The sequence below is a fragment of the Calothrix sp. PCC 7507 genome, assembly GCF_000316575.1.
Taxonomy (GTDB): Bacteria; Cyanobacteriota; Cyanobacteriia; order Cyanobacteriales; family Nostocaceae; genus Fortiea.
In genome coordinates this window covers 5,071,537-5,087,793 of record NC_019682.1, presented here as the reverse complement: position 1 = coordinate 5,087,793, position 16,257 = coordinate 5,071,537, and the positions used below count along the sequence as shown (strand labels likewise).

Genomic DNA, 16,257 nt, shown 5'->3' with positions numbered 1-16,257 from the left:
AGCAATCTGATTTGATTGATGAAAAATCTTAAGTCCAGATGTGGTGGGCAATGCCCACCCTACTTGTAAATCAAAAACCTCATCAGATTCCCACATCCGATTTATCCATTAATTGATGAACAATCTTAATTATTGTAGTGGGCAATGCCCACCGAACCCGGATGTTGTGAGCATTGTTATATGTAAATCAAAAACCTCATCAGATTCCCACATCCGATTTATCCATTAATTGATGAACAATCTTAATTATTGTAGGGTGGGCAATGCCCACCGAACCCGGATGTTGTGAGCATTGTTATATGTAAATCAAAAACCTCATCAGATTCCCACATCCGATTTATCCATTAATTGATGAACAATCTTAATTATTGTAGGGTGGGCAATGCCCACCGAACCCGAATGTTGTGAGCATTGTTATATGTAAATCAAAAACCTCATCAGATTCCCACATCCGATTTATCCATTAATTGAATAAATTTCTCACATCTACATTTTGCCTTTCTGTTGTAGTGGATAGAAATTGTAATTTTAAGGAATATCTCAGCCATGAAGCTAAAAAGTTAGTAGGAAACATTTCTACAGCATTATTGTATTCAGTTACAGCAGTATTATAGAAACGCCTAGCTGCTGAAATTTGTTCTTCCACCTCATTTAATGATTGTTGTAGCTGGATAAAATGTTCATTTGATGTCAATGTTGGGTATGCTTCTACAGCCACCATAATGTTTCCCAGCCCGCTAGAAATTTGATTTTCTAGAGCAACCCTGGCATTATCACTAACTCGTTCGGAAATTGCTTTTGTTCTCAGCTTGGCTATATCTGTTAATGTTTTTTGCTCAAATTGCATATATTTCTGCGCTACTGTCACAAGATTAGGTATGAGATCCCATCTTTTTTGGAGCAATACATCAATAGTCGCAAAAGCATTATCAACCTGATTTTTTTTAGCAATTAAGCTATTGTAAAAAATTACTAAAAATATAGTAATTACTACCCAGACACTCAATAAAAATATTGGTATTGACATATTCAAACCCATAAATCACCTATAAGAGATTGCAACTTGGTTGGGTACAAATTATTGTAGGTACGGGCGTTAACCAATACCTATGTACTTCATTTATCTGAAAATGATGTAAATACTATTCAAAAAACTACAAAAACCTCTATTATGATATAGATAAATTATGATAATTAGGTACAGTAAATTTTCGTAAATAATCCCTATAAAATAGGGCAGCAATTCAGTATTAATAAGGTTAAAATATCGCTTTATTCAAAGTAACTAAAATTAGCCGCAAGGGCGAACAACCGTTCGCCCCTACTATTAACTGGCGATCGCCACTGATTTTTTCCGCTTAGAACGCTTGCGATCTGATTTCTTCTTCAATCCTACCGCTTGAGCTTGATCGCTATCTGAACCATATTGGCCGCGCACGACTTCTTTCATTGCTAATACAGCATTGTGAAACTCCCATTCTGCTAATCGCGCTGCATCAGAAGCAGCACGGGCTAAAGTTAGTTTCTCTGTTTCGACTTGTTGCTGCGTTAACATAGCCTGATAAGCTTGCTGTAAGTTGGCAACAGAAGCATCAGCGCGGGTTGTTTCATAGGTGCTGATAGTTTGCAGGCCGTGCCATGAGGTTATATCTTGACTAATCAGTTGAGGGCGTAAACGGCGTGTTGTATCTTGGGTTGGCATAGAGACATACGTGGTAAGCTATATCTTTAATGTGCCCATTACGACAAAAAAACTATCAGTAAAGTGAAGAAAAGGGTAATTTAATGATTGCAGGTCGATGCAACTCAATTGCAGGTCGATGCAACTCAATTGCAGGTCGATGCAACTCAATTGCAGGTCAATGCAACTCAATTGCAGGTCAATGCAACTCAATTGCAGGTCAATGCAACTCAATTGCAGGTCAATGCAACTCAATTGCAGGTCAATGCAACTCAATTGCAGGTCAATGCAACTCAATTGCAGGTCAATGCAATTCAATTGCAGGTCGATGCAACTTAATTGCAGGTCAATGCAACTCAATTGCAGGTCAATGCAACTCAATTGCAGGTCGATGCAATTCAATTGCAGGTCAATGCAATTCAATTGCAGGTGATGTGATCGCTTGAAAAAACCATATATAGCGGTTCTCAATTGCTGAGAATACATATCATTCGTAGAGGTACAGCATTGCTGTGCCCTAGTAGTGCGGGCCGAAAAGCCCGCGTGAGCGAGACGCTCACACTACAGTCCCTCATTTCAACCCTAACAGACTACTAGGTGTAGTGCATCCAAACGAGAACCGCTATAAATTAATGTGCATTAGCCTACGGCATAACACGCCACTACTTATATAGCAGAATTACTGGTAAAGAATGTTATTTAATTCCTGTTGCAATGATTCCAAAGCACAACCTACCGTAGAGGCACAACATTGGTGTGCCTTTACAATAATCTGCACTTGATTTAGTTTTGAAAAAGCTGGCTATAGCGATTCCCACATTGGTGAGGTACAGACAAAAATAATTAACCGCTGATAGAAGAGGATGGACGCGGATAAACGCAGATAAATTTGTACCTCACCAGACTAGAAAATGCTATATGCATAAACAAGGTTAAAATTTTGCTTGATTCAGGGTATTTGAAATTAGCAGCTTGAAACTATGAGTTCTAAAATATATGCAATTGCCAACATCGGTCGTTTAAAACTCTTCGTTAGTGATGTCAGCAATATTAAAGTAGTGTGGCCTCCGCAATTAGAGATCCTCAATAGTGGCAATCATCCTAATGCCGCCCTGCAAGAGGAGTGGAACCGAGAAGGAGATAAACGCCGTTTCACATTTCATACCCACAAAGAAATTGCAGGTAATCGGGAGATTATTGGGATTGAGCAGCTTGAACAATAAATAGTCGTCATGAACTGCGTACACCAGAACACATGAAAAATTATTTAATCCCCCTTGCTCACGGCAAGCCTGCTCCCCTGCATTTTCAAATTAGTGGCACAGGCCTTGTGGTAGTTTAAGGTTAAACTTATATGTCGCCATAGATAACTTTTACCCCCATGACTGGAGAGCATCACCTTGGGAATAGAACTACGCAGTTTCGTGTTTCTCGACAGCTTGCAACCGCAACACGCAGCCTATATAGGAACAGTAGCTCAAGGTTTCCTGCCATTACCGGGGGATACATCTTTGTGGATTGAAGTCTCTCCTGGTATCGAAATCAATCGAATTACAGATGTAGCCCTGAAAGCTGCTTCTGTACGTCCTGGCGTACAGGTAGTTGAGCGATTGTACGGTCTATTAGAAATACATTCAGGCTCCCAAGGCGAAACGCGAGCTGCTGGTCAAGCTATTTTGGCACTGTTAGGAGTCCGAAAAGAGGAATGTCTCAAACCACGCATCGTTTCTAGCCAAATTATCCGCAACATTGATGCCTATCAAGCACAACTCATCAACCGTAACCGTCGCGGACAGCTATTACTTGCAGGACAAACGCTGTATGTCTTAGAAGTTGAACCTGCTGCTTACGCCGCACTAGCCGCCAATGAAGCGGAAAAAGCCGCGTTGATTAACATCCTGGAAGTACAAGCTGTAGGTAGCTTTGGACGACTGTATTTAGGTGGAGCAGAAAGAGATATTCTTGCAGGTGCGGCGGGAGCGCGTTCAGCGATTGAAAATGTCGCTGGCCGGGTAAATATACAGGGTGGACGCCAGGAATAAGGGACTTCCATAAAAAATATCTTATCGCTGTGTAGGCAGGGGAGCAGGCTTGCCGTGAGCGTAGCCGAATGGAAGCAGGGGGAGAAAAATTTCAGAAATTGGATATTTATTTTTTGGAGTTTCCTAAAGGAGAGAAAATGGCAAATCGAGAGCATCTGGCTTTATTGAAAGCAGGTGCAGTTACATGGACTGAGTGGAGAGAAAACAATCCCCAGATTACACCAGACCTCAGTACCGCGAACTTGCAAGGGCATAACCTCAGAGGCGCTTACCTCCAGGATGCAAACTTGAATCGGGTTAATTTAAGCAATGCTTTACTTGTGCGAGCCAACCTGAGCGGTGCTGACCTCGGTAGCGCTAACCTATATGCAGCCAAGCTAATTGAAGCTAACTTGATTGGAACTAACTTTAGTGTTGCTAACTTGGGTAACACTACACTGACACAAGCAGATTTGAGTCGTGCTAATTTGATTGGGGCTGATTTGAGTCAAGCAAATCTCAGAGATGCTGTGCTTGTTGATGCTAATTTGATTGGCACTGACTTGAGTCATGCTAATTTGAGAGACGCAGATTTAGGTGCAGCAAAGTTAATGCGGGCTAACCTCAGTTTTGCGAACCTGATTGCTGCTAACTTGATTGCAACTGATTTAAGTGAAGCAAACTTGTATGAAGCAGAAGTGATGGGGGCTTACCTGTATCAAGCTGACTTATACAAAGCTAATTTGAGTAAGGCTCATTTGAGTAGTGCGTATTTGTTCCGGGCTAATTTGACTAAGGCAGACTTGAGAGGCGCTAACTTGAGTTGGAGTAACTTAAGCGGCGCAAATTTAGCGGGGGCTGATCTTTGCAGAGCCAACCTCACGGGTGCTAACCTCAAAGGAGCTAACTTTAGTGGCGTAAATCTTCAGGAAACAATTATGCCTGACTCTTCAAGGCATGATTAGGACTTATATCATGTCTGCTTAAATGCTTGTCATTCTGTAGGCGAAACCTAGTGGTTTGTCAGGGTTGAAATGAGGGACTGTAGTGTGAGCGTCTCGCTCACGCGGGCAAGATGCCCGCACTACCAAAAACCCCTCAAAACAAAATTGACAGACTACTAGGCTGTTGACTTTGATGGAATTTCCCGGTTTTTGGTTCACGCTACTTTTGTGTCATTGCGTAGGCGAAGCCTTCCCAAAGGGTACGAAGTGAAGCAATCGCAAGGGCTGGGATTGCTACCTTTCGGGAAGGTTCCGCCTACATTCCGCTTCCCTTCTCTACGAGAGGCTGCGCCAACGGGACGCTGCGCGAACGCTCCATTCGCAATGACTTTGTGTGATTAATTCTGTCTGACTACTTATCTGTAGGGCATATCATAGTTTTGGCGGACATTGCCCAATCCCACTTGACGATATTTATCTCTCCTGTCGGAGACGCTATGCGTAGCTTGCTTCCCCGTAGGCAAGTCGAGCAAGCTGCTTTGCGTCTACGTTATTTTACATTGGTATTATTCTCTGGACAAGAGCAAACATCGTCCTGTTATTTGGTAACTCAAGTTATATTTTCTCAAGCGATGGGAATACTAACTTAACAGTGAAGTGTTAGCTCTACATATATGTATGAATATTCAATTGACTCAACCAATTAAATGGTGGTGTTTTTATATGGCTATTCTCCTACTACCTATTGCTTTTGGGGTAGCAGCAATCATGAACCTTGCACAATCTCCAGAAACTGCCGACTGTGTATCTGAATCTTTATCAAATCAAGCAGCAGCTTCAGTTTTTTACTGTGCTAATATGCTAGCTTCAGAACCAGATGTGAATAATTTATATCAAGCAATAAAATTAGTAGAAACTATACCAAAAGACAATCCTTTATACAGTGCAAAATTAATTGATAAATGGTCGATGGAAATATTGCGTTTGAGTGAAAATGCTGTCCAATCCGGAGAACTAGGCAAGGCAGTAGATATGGCTAATATGATTCCAGTTGATATTCCGGCTCATCAGATAGCGTTAAAGAAAATCCAACAATGGAAATCTATTTGGTCACAAGCAGAAGTTATTGATAAAGCTGCCAGAGAGACAATAGATAAGGATAAGAAAAATAACTGGTATTTAGCTTTAGTCAAAGCTAAAGAGTTAAGGAAATTAGATAATAATTATTGGACAACAGATAAGTATCAAGAATTGGTACATTACATCCAGGATGTGAGAGAAAAAGATGAAAATATAACACAGATGGAAAAAGAGATGGAGGAAGATATTGCTAAATCTACAACTATCAAAGAAACTGATTTGATTAATCAATTAGAGGTGACACAAGAGGCAGAAGATATAGCAAAACTCAAGAAAGCTCGAACTTTAGCAAGTTCTGGCAAAATTGAGGATATGAGATCTGCAGTTGATGAGGCGAACTTGATCATTTCTGATAATCGATATGAAGAAGCGCAAAAATTTATCACTAGTATAAAACACAAAATAGAAAGGGTTGAAGATAGTTCTTATTTGCAAGAAGCTAAGAAATTAGCTGCTAAAAATGATGAGATATCTTTGCAACTAGCAATTAGTAAAGCTAGTTTGATTAATAATGAAAGTTATTTATATGCGGCAGCGAGTAAGAGTATAAAACAGTGGGAGGATAAAATATCTCAGCTTACATCTCAAGCCAATAAACCGAAGCAAGAAATAATTTCAAATGATGCTAATACTAATTTAAATCATTGGGAAAATTTACAGATAGAGGCAACACCTCAAGATTTAATTTTGGAAAAAGCTACAGATACATTTAATTCACAAAATTAGATTAGATACAATATAGGACTACTATTTGATTTTTGAACAAGATTAGGTATCGTAGGGTGCGTTAGGATGAAATCCGTAACGCACCATCATCAAGGATTTGGTGCGTTACGCTGTCGCTAACACACCCTACGTATCTTTTCAAAAATCAAGCCGGATTCCTATAGAAAACCCTAAGAGGGCGGGAAAACCCCGCCCCTACTAAGTTGGAATGCGGTGTAGTTACAAAATTTTGACGTGAGTTTTGCAAGAGTGAAGTTAACTTAAGCAATGCGACGACCTTGACAGATAGTTGTCATCAAACGAGGTACTACACTATCGTCATGTACGGTGATCAAATCAGCCCGTTTACCTACTTCTAGAGTACCGCGATCGCTAAATAAATGAATGGCTTTGGCTGGGTTACTGGTAAATAATCGCATGGCTTCGTAAATTGGCTTACCAGTTTTGTGGGCGATGATAAAAATCGATTGTAGTAAGCTTTGCGGGACGTAGTCAGAGGAAATTACATCCACTAAATCTTGCAATACTAATTCCATCGCGGAAATATTACCAGAGTGAGAGCCGCCTAAGACTAAATTGGGCGCACCCATAAGGACTTGTAAACCTGATTGGTGTGCAGCTTTAGCTGCTGCTAAGGTGGTAGGAAATTCAGCGATCGCTACGCCATCCTCTACAGCTTCCTGGACATGCTCAATTGTGGCATCATCATGACTGGCTAAGGAAATATTTTTCGCTTGGCTCATTTCCACCAAAGCTTTACGGTTTTTTTGGGCGTATATTTGTTGTTTTTGCTGACGAATCAGGACAAACTCATCAATTTGTGCTGGTGACATCCCGTGTTTGCCAATGTAATATTCTTTGAACTTGTCTAGGCGAATAAATTGCCGCTGTCCCGGTGTATGATCCATAAGGGAAATCATGGATAAAAGCGGATTGTCTGCGTATTGGGCGGTACTCTCATAAACATCTTCACAAGCCAATTCACAACGTAGGTGTATCCGATGTTCTACACCAAAGCGTCCGGTTTTTTGTCCTTGGGAGATGACATCAATCATCGGGGCGAAGTTGCTTAAGCGAGGCGAACCAGCAGCGATATCACCAATAGCGATCGCATCACACACAGTTGTCACTCCCGCACTGGCTAAATCTCGGTCATGATAAACTGCAGCGGCTTCTAAGGGCCAGCGAATCCCTGGACGGGGCGACATACAGCGTTCTAGGTTGTCGGTGTGTAGCTCTATTAACCCTGGTAAGAGATAGTCTCCCTGACCATTTTGACCATGATTCACGACTCCTGGCTGAATGTCCGCAATCAATCCATCCCGCACTACAAGAGTACCTAGCACTTCTTTGTGGGGAAGTTGCAAGCGATAGTTGGTGTAAACTTGCTCATTCATGGCTTAAATCAGTTATCAGTTATCAGTTATCAGTTACCAAAGGTTAATTCCCGGTTACAAAGTTGGGACTGTACTTCTGCGTCGTGAAAAATCCCAATCAGCGCGCAGCCTTTAGCTTTCAGTTCTTCTAGAAGTTCGATGACTACTTGGCGATTGGTGGTGTCTAGGGCTGAAGTGGGTTCATCTAACAGCAAAATTGGATAGTTAACGGCGAGGGCGCGGGCGATATTTACCCGTTGCTTTTCACCTCCGGAAAAGGTGGTGGGGGAAAGATGCCATAGTCTTTCTGGGAGGTTGAGGCGATGGAATAAGTTTTTGACTGTGGTGAAAGCAGCTTCTGTTTTGATTCCTAGTTCTAAAAGTGGTTCTGCAGCCACTTCTAAGGCGGGAACTCTAGGAATTGCTCTCAGAAACTGGCTGACGTAGCCAATGGTGTTTTTTCGCACTGCTAAGATTTCATGGGCTGGAAGTTGGCACAAATCTATCCAGTTTTCTTGATGCTTTACCCAGATGGCACCACTATCGGCGCGGTAGTTGGCGTATAAGCAACGCATAAATGTGGATTTACCTGAGCCGGATGTTCCGGAAAGGGCGACGCATTCACCTGTGTTGACGCTTAGAGATATGTCTTGGAGTACTTTTAAGTGGACTCCTCCTTGTTGATGCAGGGTGAAGCTTTTTTGTAAGTTTTCAACTTTTAGGAGGGTATTCATATCAGTTATCAGTGAACAGTTATCAGTTATCAGTAGAGACGTGATTAATCGCGTCTTTACTGATTTAAGGCGGCGCTGACTAGTAGTTGGGTGTAAGGATGTTGGGGATCGTCGAGTACTTGATCGGTTAAGCCTGTTTCGACGATTTGTCCTTGTTGCATGACTATGAGGCGATGGGCGAGGAGTCTGACTACGCCTATGTCGTGGGTGACGACGATCGCACTCAGCCGAAAATTCCGCACGAGCGATCGCAATAAGTCTAATAACTTCGCCTGTACGGATACATCAAGTCCTCCGGTTGGTTCGTCCATTAATATCAACTGGGGTTGTGTAACTAGGACGCGGGCTAGTTGTAATCTTTGTTGCATTCCGCCGGAGAAATGCACTGGCAAATCATCCATTCTTGCTGGATCAATTTCGACTTGTTGTAACCAGTGCGCGGCTTGTTCTCGAATTTTGCCGTAATGTCGCACACCAATATCTAAGAGGCGTTCTCCTATGTTTGCGCCTGCACTCACTTTCATTCGCAAACCATCGCGGGGGTTTTGTTGGACAAAGCCCCACTCAGTTCGCATTAACCGCCGCCGTTTGTGTTCTGGAAGTTGGGTAACATTTAAGTGTTCACCGCTACGGCTAAGATAAGTAACATTACCTTGATCAATCGAGAGGTTATTAGCGATCGCACTCAGCAAAGTAGACTTACCTGAGCCTGATTCCCCAACAATACCCAGAACTTGTCCAGGATAAAGGTCAAAGGAAATGCGATCGCACGCTTTAATTGCACCGTAAGATTTACTTAATTCGTGAACTTGTAAAATTGGTTTTGTCATTTGGCATTTGGCATTGGTCATTGGTCAACAGTCAACCGTCATCATTCCCTACGTTTATTGCAATAATCTGTATCTGAGCAAATCCACATCCGCCCGCCTTGATCATCAATGACGACTTCATCGAGGTAGCTTTCTGTGGAACCGCACAACTGGCAGGCTTTATCCCAGCGTTCGACGGTGAAGGGATGATCTTCAAAGTCAAGGCTTTTGACTTTGGTGTAGGGGGGAATGGCATATATCCGCTTTTCTCGTCCAGCGCCAAATAACTGCAGTGCAGGACTCATCTGCATTTTGGGATTATCAAAGCGCGGTATGGGACTGGGACTCATTAAATAGCGATCGTGTACCATGACTGGGTAGTCGTAAGCTGTGGCAATGTGTCCGTGTCTGGTGACATCTTCGTAAAGCTTGACGTACATCGGCCCGTATTCTTCGAGGGCGTGCATTTTGCCCGTCTCAACAGCCGAGGGTTCCAACCACCGCAGAGGTTCAGGAATGGGTACTTGGTAAACTAAAATCTGTCCGTCTTTTAGTGGTGTTTCGGGGATGCGGTGGCGAGTTTGAATTAAGGTGGCTGCTGTTGTTTGTTCTGTTGTCTCTACGCCACAAACTTTTTTGAAGAAGCGGCGAATGTTGACGGCGTTTGTGGTGTCGTCTGCACCTTGATCAATTACTTTTAACACATCAGTTTGACCAATTACGGCAGCTGTCACCTGAATCCCGCCAGTTCCCCAGCCGTAAGACATGGGCATTTCTCTAGAAGAAAAGGGAATCTGATGTCCGGGAATCGCCACAGCTTTGAGTATGGCGCGACGAATTGAGCGTTTGGTTTGCTCATCTAAGTAGGCGAAGTTGAAGCCGGTTTGAGGTGAGGACATGAGGGAGTTTTTTTAACGCAGAGGTACGCTGAGGGAGGCGCAAAGGTGCGCGGAGTGTGGCGGTTATTTTAAGGTGGTGGTTAAGAACTGGGTGAAGTGGTTCAAGTCGGGTGTTGAGAGGTTTGCTACTTTTGCTAAGTCGTCATAAATCCTTAACTGCACAGCATTTTGGGCATGGGGTTGATTGATGAAAGTATTTGCCTCTTCAGGGGAAAATCTGCCGCCTTGCAGTTCTAGGCTTCTTTTAGAGCCAGGTGAGAGGCTTTCCCAATACGTGGGATCTACTGAGCAGAGATAGCGTTTGGCGGCAACATGTAGCCGAATTGGTTCTGTAACTGCGGGGCTAAATAATTGGCTTAGTATGGGTATAGCTCGATGTTCATGGCGATCGTCGATTCCTCTAGCGGCAACATTTTCTCCTAGATTATGGATGAGATGCCCTAGATCATGTAGCAAACAAGAAGTAATTAATTCGTGGCTTTTTTCTGCTGCTTCCGCTAATGTGGCACATTGCAGCGCATGTTCTAGTTGGCTGACGGCTTCAGCACCGTATAACTGAGAACCTTTTTCGTTGAATAGGTAAATAATATTTTCTAGGGTGGGTTTCATAAGTTGGGCATTGGGAATGGGGCATTGGGCATGGGAAAGTTGTATTGGTACAAATCTAATACCGTTTTTTTGTGAAGCTGCATATAATTCACCCCCCGGCTATCGCCGTCCCCCCTTGCCAAGGGGGGACTACAGGGGGGTATTATTGTGTGCATCTTCATACAGAATTGGTATAAGACTTATGCATTGACACAAAATACAAATATGGATGATTTGAAAAACCACATTTGTGCGTAGGGGCACAGCACTGCTCATACGTGTCAAATTGAGCTACAACGCCTACCCGATATACGTTTACCCCACCCCTCAATCCCCTCCCCTTGGCAACGGGAGGGGAGGTTTTGCGTCAGCAAAGCCGGGGTGGGGTGACGCGGAGAGTGATGGTAAGTGAGCTAATTAAAAATCACGTTTTGACAAGGGTTTCACGTTAAGTTGACACTAATGAACACTGCTGTGCCCTCCATAGCTCCTTGGCTTTTGACTTTTTATCCTTTGACAGAGTAGTGGGCGACTTCTTGTCCCGTGATATAAACAGAAGCGATCGCACTAGGTAAAGGATTATTAGGAGATATCAATAAAAAATCGGCATCTAATCCGGGAGCGATTTTCCCTTTACTATCGCTAATCCCCGCCGCTGCTGCTGGATGGCTGGAAACTAACGCCCATGCTTGTGCAAAATCCATTAAGCCTAACTCCTGGAGCTTAAAGGGTGCATAAAATAAAGAAGGATAGTGATAATCTGAGCAAAGGCAATCTAAAACATCATGTTTCACCGCCTCAGCGACACTCATCAAACCCAAGTGGGAGCCGCCACGCACTAAATTAGGCGCACCCATGAGGACTGCAGCACCATAGGCGCGAGACTGTGCAGCTAAAGCTAAATCAGCAGGAAATTCGGCGATCGCTACTCCACGCTGTTGACTCAACGCCACTTTTTCAGGGGTATCATCATCATGGGAAGCCAGGGGAATATGATGAGTATGGGCGATTTTCACTAGTTCTTCTATTTGTTGATGTCCTTCATGTCGCCGTTCCCCCACTTGTGTGAGTAATTCGGCAATTTCTTCAACAGACATTGATGATCTTTGCCTCACACTGTTGAGATATCTGCTCAATCGTTGTTGATTTCCCGGCGGCGGAAGGTGATCGTTGATGGATAAAATTTGCACGCGACCTGATATCATCAAATCACACAACTCCTCATGTCCTGCGGTATTGGCTTCTTCATGCCTAATATGAATTTGATGATTACAATTTAAAACATGTTTGCCATCTCCCAAAATAAACTCAATTAACGCCCGAGCCGAATCTCGACTCCGCAAACCCGGTTCATAAGAATCTGTAATTGAACAGAAAAAAGTTGTAATTCCAGCAGCCAACAAATTACGGTCATTTTCTGCGATCGCTATTTTTAAAGGAAAATTAACTCCCGGACGAGGGCAAATCATCCTCTCAAAAGCATCACCATGTAAATCAATAATTCCCGCCAACATTTGCAGTCCTTGAGCATTCACCAAATCAAATCCATTCGGACTATTTTTTTGATCAATACTAATAAATTTCCCATCTGCAATTAAAACCGTCGCATCCTTAACCCAACCATCCGGCGTTAATACATCCACACCCTGAACAGCAATCTTGGCTTTTGTTAGTGTTGATTGAATAGTTGTCTGTGGTGTCACTTATTTACCTCTTGGTATAACCATAAATTCTTCTCCTTCTCTCTGCGCCTCTGCGTGAGATAATTAAATCTTTTCAGCCATGCCAAAAGTATCTGTAGGGTGGGCATTGCCACCATATCCGGGTTTTGGTGGGCATTGCCCACCCTACACATATTTCAAAAATCAAGTACGAATCCTATGTAAATTTAAAACGAACCATCAAAGATAAAAAACTCCATACCTTCATAAGGATTTTTTCTAGTCGCAGCAATTCTCGAAGTTAAGCTACCTATATGTAATTCAAGCTTATGGTGATCTGGGTCAAGAATGTATAGTGAATCGCCTTCACTTGTGTTTTGTTTCCACTGTTTAACGCCTAAAGCAATCAGGCGATCGCTATATTCTAAAAAACCTTCTTCAGGAACACTAAAAGCAATATGAGTATACTCATCAGCCGGACTTTGGCGTGTGTATTCATCCAGAGATAGACATAGCCACAAGTCAGCCGCTAGTAAATAAGCCCCTCTTTTCCATTTAGCGATCGCTTGACAACCAAGCACCTTAGTGTAGAACTCAAAAGATTTCTCCAAGTCAGAAACCGACAAAGTAATATGGTTAATTCCCGTAATCATTTTGCTATTTCTAATAGTATTAAGCGAATGTAACTCACTACTACACAAACTAAGTCTAATCTAGGGTTTTAACCCACGGAGGTGGGTTTTGTCTGTGTAGCCGTGACTTCTAGTCGCCCAATTAATTCTTGACTTTTCTGTCGAATTTTTCTAACTAAATTCAACTCAGCTTGAAAGTCAATGTAATGGGGGAGTTTAAGATGTTGCACAAAGCCTTGAGCTTCCACATTATCGGCATGGGAAAGCACAAACTCCACATTTTGCGCCGGACTTTCAATAGCTTCCCCCAATTCCTCAGCACGCATTGCCCGATCTATTAGCGCCATTGACATAGCTTTGCGTTCGTTGTGCCCAAAGGTGAGTCCATAACCACGGGTGAACTGGGCAGGTAATTCTTTGCTACCCTGAAACTGATTAACCATTTGCACCTCAGTCACGGTAATATCTGCGATCGCTACTTCAAATCCCAATTCTTCTGGAAAAATCACCACCTCCACCTCCCCCATGCGAATCTCTCCCGCAAAAGGATGATTTCTGCCATAGCCGCGTTGAGTGGAATAAGCCAGAGATAGCAAAAACCCCTCATCTGCACGAGCTAAATTCTGCAGTCTCGCATCCCTTCCCGCCGGGAAGGTTAAGGGTTGGCGAGTCAGATCAAAAGGCGGTGGGGAGGATGGGGAAGAATTATTGTTCACTTGCTCCCCCCTCTCCCCCTGCTCCCTGCCCCCTGCCCCCTGCCCCTCCCCCTGCATCAATCCTTCACGATCAAGTGTGTCAATCACGCGGGGAACGGGTTCGGTAATCGCCTCCGCTTCTGGGGCGGTGGGAACTTCACCCTCTGCTATCAGCTTAAAATCTAGTAGGCGGTGGATATAGTCAAAAGTCGGGCCTAAACGTTGCCCTCCTGGCACATCTTTAAAGATTGCAGAAATCCGCCGCTGAATCTGCATGTTGCTTGTATCCAGTGGTTGGCTGTAGTAAAAGCGGGGTAGTGTTGTGCGGTAAGCTCGTAACAAGAAAATCGCTTCTACTAAATCACCCCAAGATTGTTTAATCGCCAAAGCTGCTAATTGGCGATCGTAAAGACTACCCTCACACATCACTCGCTCTACAGCTAAAGTTAACTGTTGTTCAATCTGCTCTAGTTGCAGTTCCGGTATCTCAGGATCACCCCGCCGTCTACTTTGTAGTAGCGCTTCTGCATTCTGAATCGCCTCCTCCCCACCTTTAACTGCAACATACGGCATAAATTCCTCTCTCTTCTTAAAAATCACTTACTGTTAACTGTTGATTGTTAACTGTTAACTGTTAACTGTTAACTGTTAACTGATTTAATACACACTTAAAACTCCAGCCATGCTGCTCAAACCCCAACGATTGATAAAATTGATGCGCTTTTTCACGCCTGATATTAGAAGACAGCATGACTTTATAACACCCCGCCTCAGCACTGAGTTGCAGCGCTGCTTTCACCATTTGAGTCCCAATCCCTTGTCCCCGCACTTGAGGCGTGACGGTGACTGAATCTAATACAGCAAATTTGTGATACCCCCGATGCATCATGGTGGGAGCATAAAGCAAGCTAAAAGTACCTACAGGTTCCTGATTTTGAAATGCCAGATAAATGTGGTAGTTGGAAATCTTGGTGATTTCTGTAAAAATATCTGCTGCTTGCTCACTTTGCAAGGGCGACTCACCATCCATTTCGGCATATAGCTGAATCAGTAAAGGCAAATCCTCACGGCTAGCGATGCGGATATCAACAGTCATCACATATCTCCGATTTAGCTGTCCGTGGTAGTCCCATTACGGCATTCTCTGTAAAAAGTAAGACATCCAAACCTTGTGGATAGGCTTGATGGTTCTGCGCCCAGAAATCCCAAAAATTGGCGGGGAGTGTGGGAGAAATAGCCCGTTTGTCTAAAATTCCTGGGCCTGTTAGTATCACAGATTGTCCACCTTGAAAACTTTCCACCTGTACCAACAGTGTTGTTGAGGTTTCGGGTTGTTCTGCTGTACCCCAACTAAAACTAGATAATTCTGACGATGTTGCTAAATCTTGAATTAAGGCAAAGTCAGCCTCTTGTGGTTGCTGTGTCAAGCCACAGCCAGTATGAAACACCAACCAAGCCTTGATTTCCGGCGCAAAATTCGGTTGCAGCCACACCACAACATCTAAATCTAATAGGCTTAAGCAAGCCGCCGCACAAGCAGGTGTTAAGCCCGGAGGCGCTGTTATCTTAGCCGTTATTGAGTAAGCTATTCCCGGTCGAGCATTAGCATCCAGTAGCCCCCGAAACGTCTCTTGGGCATCGTGAACCGGATCTTGAAAGCCTGGTAGATGCGTTAGATTTGTCATTTGTCATTGGTTATTTGTCAAGAGTCAGGAGTCAGGAGTCAAGGAGCATTAGTTATTTCTCCCTTGCCCCCTTCACTCCCCCCTCACCATCGTGAAGAAGTTCACCTTGGTGGCGGCGGCTTGGCGTTGTTTGAGTTCTTGTTGCTGCTGGCTTTTTATTTGCAGGGGTTGAATAACTGCGGTTTGAATTTGATTGTGCCAGTCTGCAGTTTGCAATAGTGCATCACAAAGGGCTGCTAGTTCGGCATGACGGTGCGATCGCCCGGCGACATACCCAAAGCCTGCAATTGTCTCAGATCCTGGTTGACTCTCTAGCTGCACTACGCAGCGAGTCATTGTTATTTCTCCTAAGTTAAATGGCTGTCCAGTACCCCCAGCGCGTCCCCGCACCATTGCTAAACCAATTTCTGGGGAACGCAAAAAGCTATATCTGGGTAAGTTAACTAATTTGTTGACTAGCTGATCTAATAGCTGAATATCAGCTTTAGCTAATGTTGCCATCCATGCTTGTCGTTGCTTCACGGTATCCATAGGTTAGGACTGGGAAGAAATAAGCAGTACCTATTGCCCATTCCCTGAAATTTTTTTAAACTGTTCTTAAACTTGTCTAGACATCTAGATGAAAATAGAATAACTCAATTCTGTTAAGTTGACAATCCAAATATT

At 43.4% G+C, this 16,257-nt stretch carries 18 protein-coding genes; 5 read left to right on the top strand and 13 right to left on the bottom strand.

Annotation, left to right across the window (positions count from 1 at the left end; all coding sequences use genetic code 11):
* Positions 1–463 precede the first annotated feature (463 nt).
* Entirely contained in the window at positions 464–1,027 is a 564-nt protein-coding gene (locus tag CAL7507_RS21675; RefSeq protein WP_042342372.1) for a LemA family protein, read from the bottom strand.
* 300 nt (positions 1,028–1,327) lie between these two features.
* Positions 1,328–1,702, bottom strand: coding sequence for a hypothetical protein (locus tag CAL7507_RS21670; protein WP_015130637.1), 375 nt, complete (start codon positions 1,700–1,702; stop codon positions 1,328–1,330).
* 83 nt (positions 1,703–1,785) lie between these two features.
* On the opposite strand from CAL7507_RS21670, the gene CAL7507_RS21665 reads away from it, so the two are divergent.
* The 5 genes from CAL7507_RS21665 (at position 1,786) to CAL7507_RS21645 (ending at position 6,512) form a co-directional block, all read left to right on the top strand.
* A complete protein-coding gene (locus CAL7507_RS21665; protein ID WP_369750786.1) occupies positions 1,786–2,127 on the top strand; it encodes a hypothetical protein in 342 nt (113 codons plus the stop codon).
* A 534-nt stretch (positions 2,128–2,661) separates the two neighbouring features.
* Positions 2,662–2,904 carry a hypothetical protein gene (locus CAL7507_RS21660; RefSeq protein WP_015130635.1) on the top strand — a complete coding sequence of 81 codons (243 nt, stop codon included), beginning with the start codon at positions 2,662–2,664 and terminating at the stop codon, positions 2,902–2,904.
* Positions 2,905–3,081: 177 nt separating this feature from the next.
* Positions 3,082–3,723, top strand: a complete 642-nt coding sequence (locus CAL7507_RS21655; RefSeq protein ID WP_015130634.1) for a microcompartments protein — start codon at positions 3,082–3,084, stop codon at positions 3,721–3,723.
* Positions 3,724–3,860: 137 nt separating this feature from the next.
* Complete coding sequence (locus tag CAL7507_RS21650; RefSeq protein WP_042342371.1) at positions 3,861–4,667, top strand: pentapeptide repeat-containing protein; 807 nt, start codon at positions 3,861–3,863, stop codon at positions 4,665–4,667.
* 657 nt (positions 4,668–5,324) lie between these two features.
* Entirely contained in the window at positions 5,325–6,512 is a 1,188-nt protein-coding gene (locus CAL7507_RS21645; protein ID WP_015130631.1) for a hypothetical protein, read from the top strand.
* A 260-nt stretch (positions 6,513–6,772) separates the two neighbouring features.
* Here the strand turns inward: CAL7507_RS21645 and phnM are convergent, their stop codons facing one another.
* The 11 genes from phnM to phnG form a co-directional block, all read right to left on the bottom strand.
* On the bottom strand, positions 6,773–7,909 hold the full coding sequence (gene phnM, locus CAL7507_RS21640; RefSeq protein WP_015130630.1) for a phosphonate metabolism protein PhnM: 1,137 nt from the start codon (positions 7,907–7,909) through the stop codon (positions 6,773–6,775).
* Between the two features lie 29 nt (positions 7,910–7,938).
* Positions 7,939–8,622: a phosphonate C-P lyase system protein PhnL gene (phnL, locus tag CAL7507_RS21635; protein WP_015130629.1), complete on the bottom strand. Its 684-nt coding sequence runs from the start codon at positions 8,620–8,622 to the stop codon at positions 7,939–7,941.
* Positions 8,623–8,678: 56 nt separating this feature from the next.
* Positions 8,679–9,452, bottom strand: coding sequence for a phosphonate C-P lyase system protein PhnK (phnK, locus tag CAL7507_RS21630; protein ID WP_015130628.1), 774 nt, complete (start codon positions 9,450–9,452; stop codon positions 8,679–8,681).
* Positions 9,453–9,493: 41 nt separating this feature from the next.
* The gene (locus CAL7507_RS21625) at positions 9,494–10,330 is read right to left on the bottom strand and encodes an alpha-D-ribose 1-methylphosphonate 5-phosphate C-P-lyase PhnJ (protein WP_015130627.1); all 837 of its coding nucleotides are present in this window, start codon (positions 10,328–10,330) and stop codon (positions 9,494–9,496) included.
* A gap of 63 nt (positions 10,331–10,393) precedes the next feature.
* Positions 10,394–10,939 (bottom strand): phosphonate degradation HD-domain oxygenase, encoded by a 546-nt coding sequence (locus tag CAL7507_RS21620; protein WP_015130626.1) that lies wholly within the window; start codon positions 10,937–10,939, stop codon positions 10,394–10,396.
* A 485-nt stretch (positions 10,940–11,424) separates the two neighbouring features.
* Positions 11,425–12,621: an alpha-D-ribose 1-methylphosphonate 5-triphosphate diphosphatase gene (locus CAL7507_RS21615; RefSeq protein ID WP_015130625.1), complete on the bottom strand. Its 1,197-nt coding sequence runs from the start codon at positions 12,619–12,621 to the stop codon at positions 11,425–11,427.
* A 185-nt stretch (positions 12,622–12,806) separates the two neighbouring features.
* Complete coding sequence (locus CAL7507_RS21610) at positions 12,807–13,232, bottom strand: fosfomycin resistance glutathione transferase (protein WP_015130624.1); 426 nt, start codon at positions 13,230–13,232, stop codon at positions 12,807–12,809.
* A 68-nt stretch (positions 13,233–13,300) separates the two neighbouring features.
* Entirely contained in the window at positions 13,301–14,479 is a 1,179-nt protein-coding gene (locus CAL7507_RS21605) for a carbon-phosphorus lyase complex subunit PhnI (RefSeq protein ID WP_015130623.1), read from the bottom strand.
* A gap of 61 nt (positions 14,480–14,540) precedes the next feature.
* Positions 14,541–15,002 (bottom strand): GNAT family N-acetyltransferase, encoded by a 462-nt coding sequence (locus CAL7507_RS21600; RefSeq protein ID WP_015130622.1) that lies wholly within the window; start codon positions 15,000–15,002, stop codon positions 14,541–14,543.
* A complete protein-coding gene (phnH, locus tag CAL7507_RS21595) occupies positions 14,992–15,591 on the bottom strand; it encodes a phosphonate C-P lyase system protein PhnH (RefSeq protein WP_015130621.1) in 600 nt (199 codons plus the stop codon). Before phnH ends, CAL7507_RS21600 begins: the two co-directional genes overlap by 11 nt.
* A gap of 72 nt (positions 15,592–15,663) precedes the next feature.
* Complete coding sequence (phnG, locus tag CAL7507_RS21590) at positions 15,664–16,122, bottom strand: phosphonate C-P lyase system protein PhnG (RefSeq protein WP_015130620.1); 459 nt, start codon at positions 16,120–16,122, stop codon at positions 15,664–15,666.
* Between the last annotated feature and the right edge of the window lie 135 nt (positions 16,123–16,257).

Excerpts from the sequence above, each read along its gene's own strand:
- phnK (WP_015130628.1), bottom strand. The coding sequence starts at position 9,452 with ATGACAAAACCAATTTTACAAGTTCACGAATTAAGTAAATCTTACGGT.
- CAL7507_RS21650 (WP_042342371.1), top strand. The coding sequence starts at position 3,861 with ATGGCAAATCGAGAGCATCTGGCTTTATTGAAAGCAGGTGCAGTTACA.
- phnM (WP_015130630.1), bottom strand. The coding sequence starts at position 7,909 with ATGAATGAGCAAGTTTACACCAACTATCGCTTGCAACTTCCCCACAAA.
- CAL7507_RS21660 (WP_015130635.1), top strand. The coding sequence starts at position 2,662 with ATGAGTTCTAAAATATATGCAATTGCCAACATCGGTCGTTTAAAACTC.
- CAL7507_RS21625 (WP_015130627.1), bottom strand. The coding sequence starts at position 10,330 with ATGTCCTCACCTCAAACCGGCTTCAACTTCGCCTACTTAGATGAGCAA.
- CAL7507_RS21675 (WP_042342372.1), bottom strand. The coding sequence starts at position 1,027 with ATGTCAATACCAATATTTTTATTGAGTGTCTGGGTAGTAATTACTATA.
- CAL7507_RS21645 (WP_015130631.1), top strand. The coding sequence starts at position 5,325 with ATGAATATTCAATTGACTCAACCAATTAAATGGTGGTGTTTTTATATG.
- CAL7507_RS21600 (WP_015130622.1), bottom strand. The coding sequence starts at position 15,002 with ATGACTGTTGATATCCGCATCGCTAGCCGTGAGGATTTGCCTTTACTG.
- phnL (WP_015130629.1), bottom strand. The coding sequence starts at position 8,622 with ATGAATACCCTCCTAAAAGTTGAAAACTTACAAAAAAGCTTCACCCTG.
- CAL7507_RS21665 (WP_369750786.1), top strand. The coding sequence starts at position 1,786 with ATGATTGCAGGTCGATGCAACTCAATTGCAGGTCGATGCAACTCAATT.
- CAL7507_RS21605 (WP_015130623.1), bottom strand. The coding sequence starts at position 14,479 with ATGCCGTATGTTGCAGTTAAAGGTGGGGAGGAGGCGATTCAGAATGCA.
- CAL7507_RS21670 (WP_015130637.1), bottom strand. The coding sequence starts at position 1,702 with ATGCCAACCCAAGATACAACACGCCGTTTACGCCCTCAACTGATTAGT.
- CAL7507_RS21620 (WP_015130626.1), bottom strand. The coding sequence starts at position 10,939 with ATGAAACCCACCCTAGAAAATATTATTTACCTATTCAACGAAAAAGGT.
- phnG (WP_015130620.1), bottom strand. The coding sequence starts at position 16,122 with ATGGATACCGTGAAGCAACGACAAGCATGGATGGCAACATTAGCTAAA.
- phnH (WP_015130621.1), bottom strand. The coding sequence starts at position 15,591 with ATGACAAATCTAACGCATCTACCAGGCTTTCAAGATCCGGTTCACGAT.
- CAL7507_RS21610 (WP_015130624.1), bottom strand. The coding sequence starts at position 13,232 with ATGATTACGGGAATTAACCATATTACTTTGTCGGTTTCTGACTTGGAG.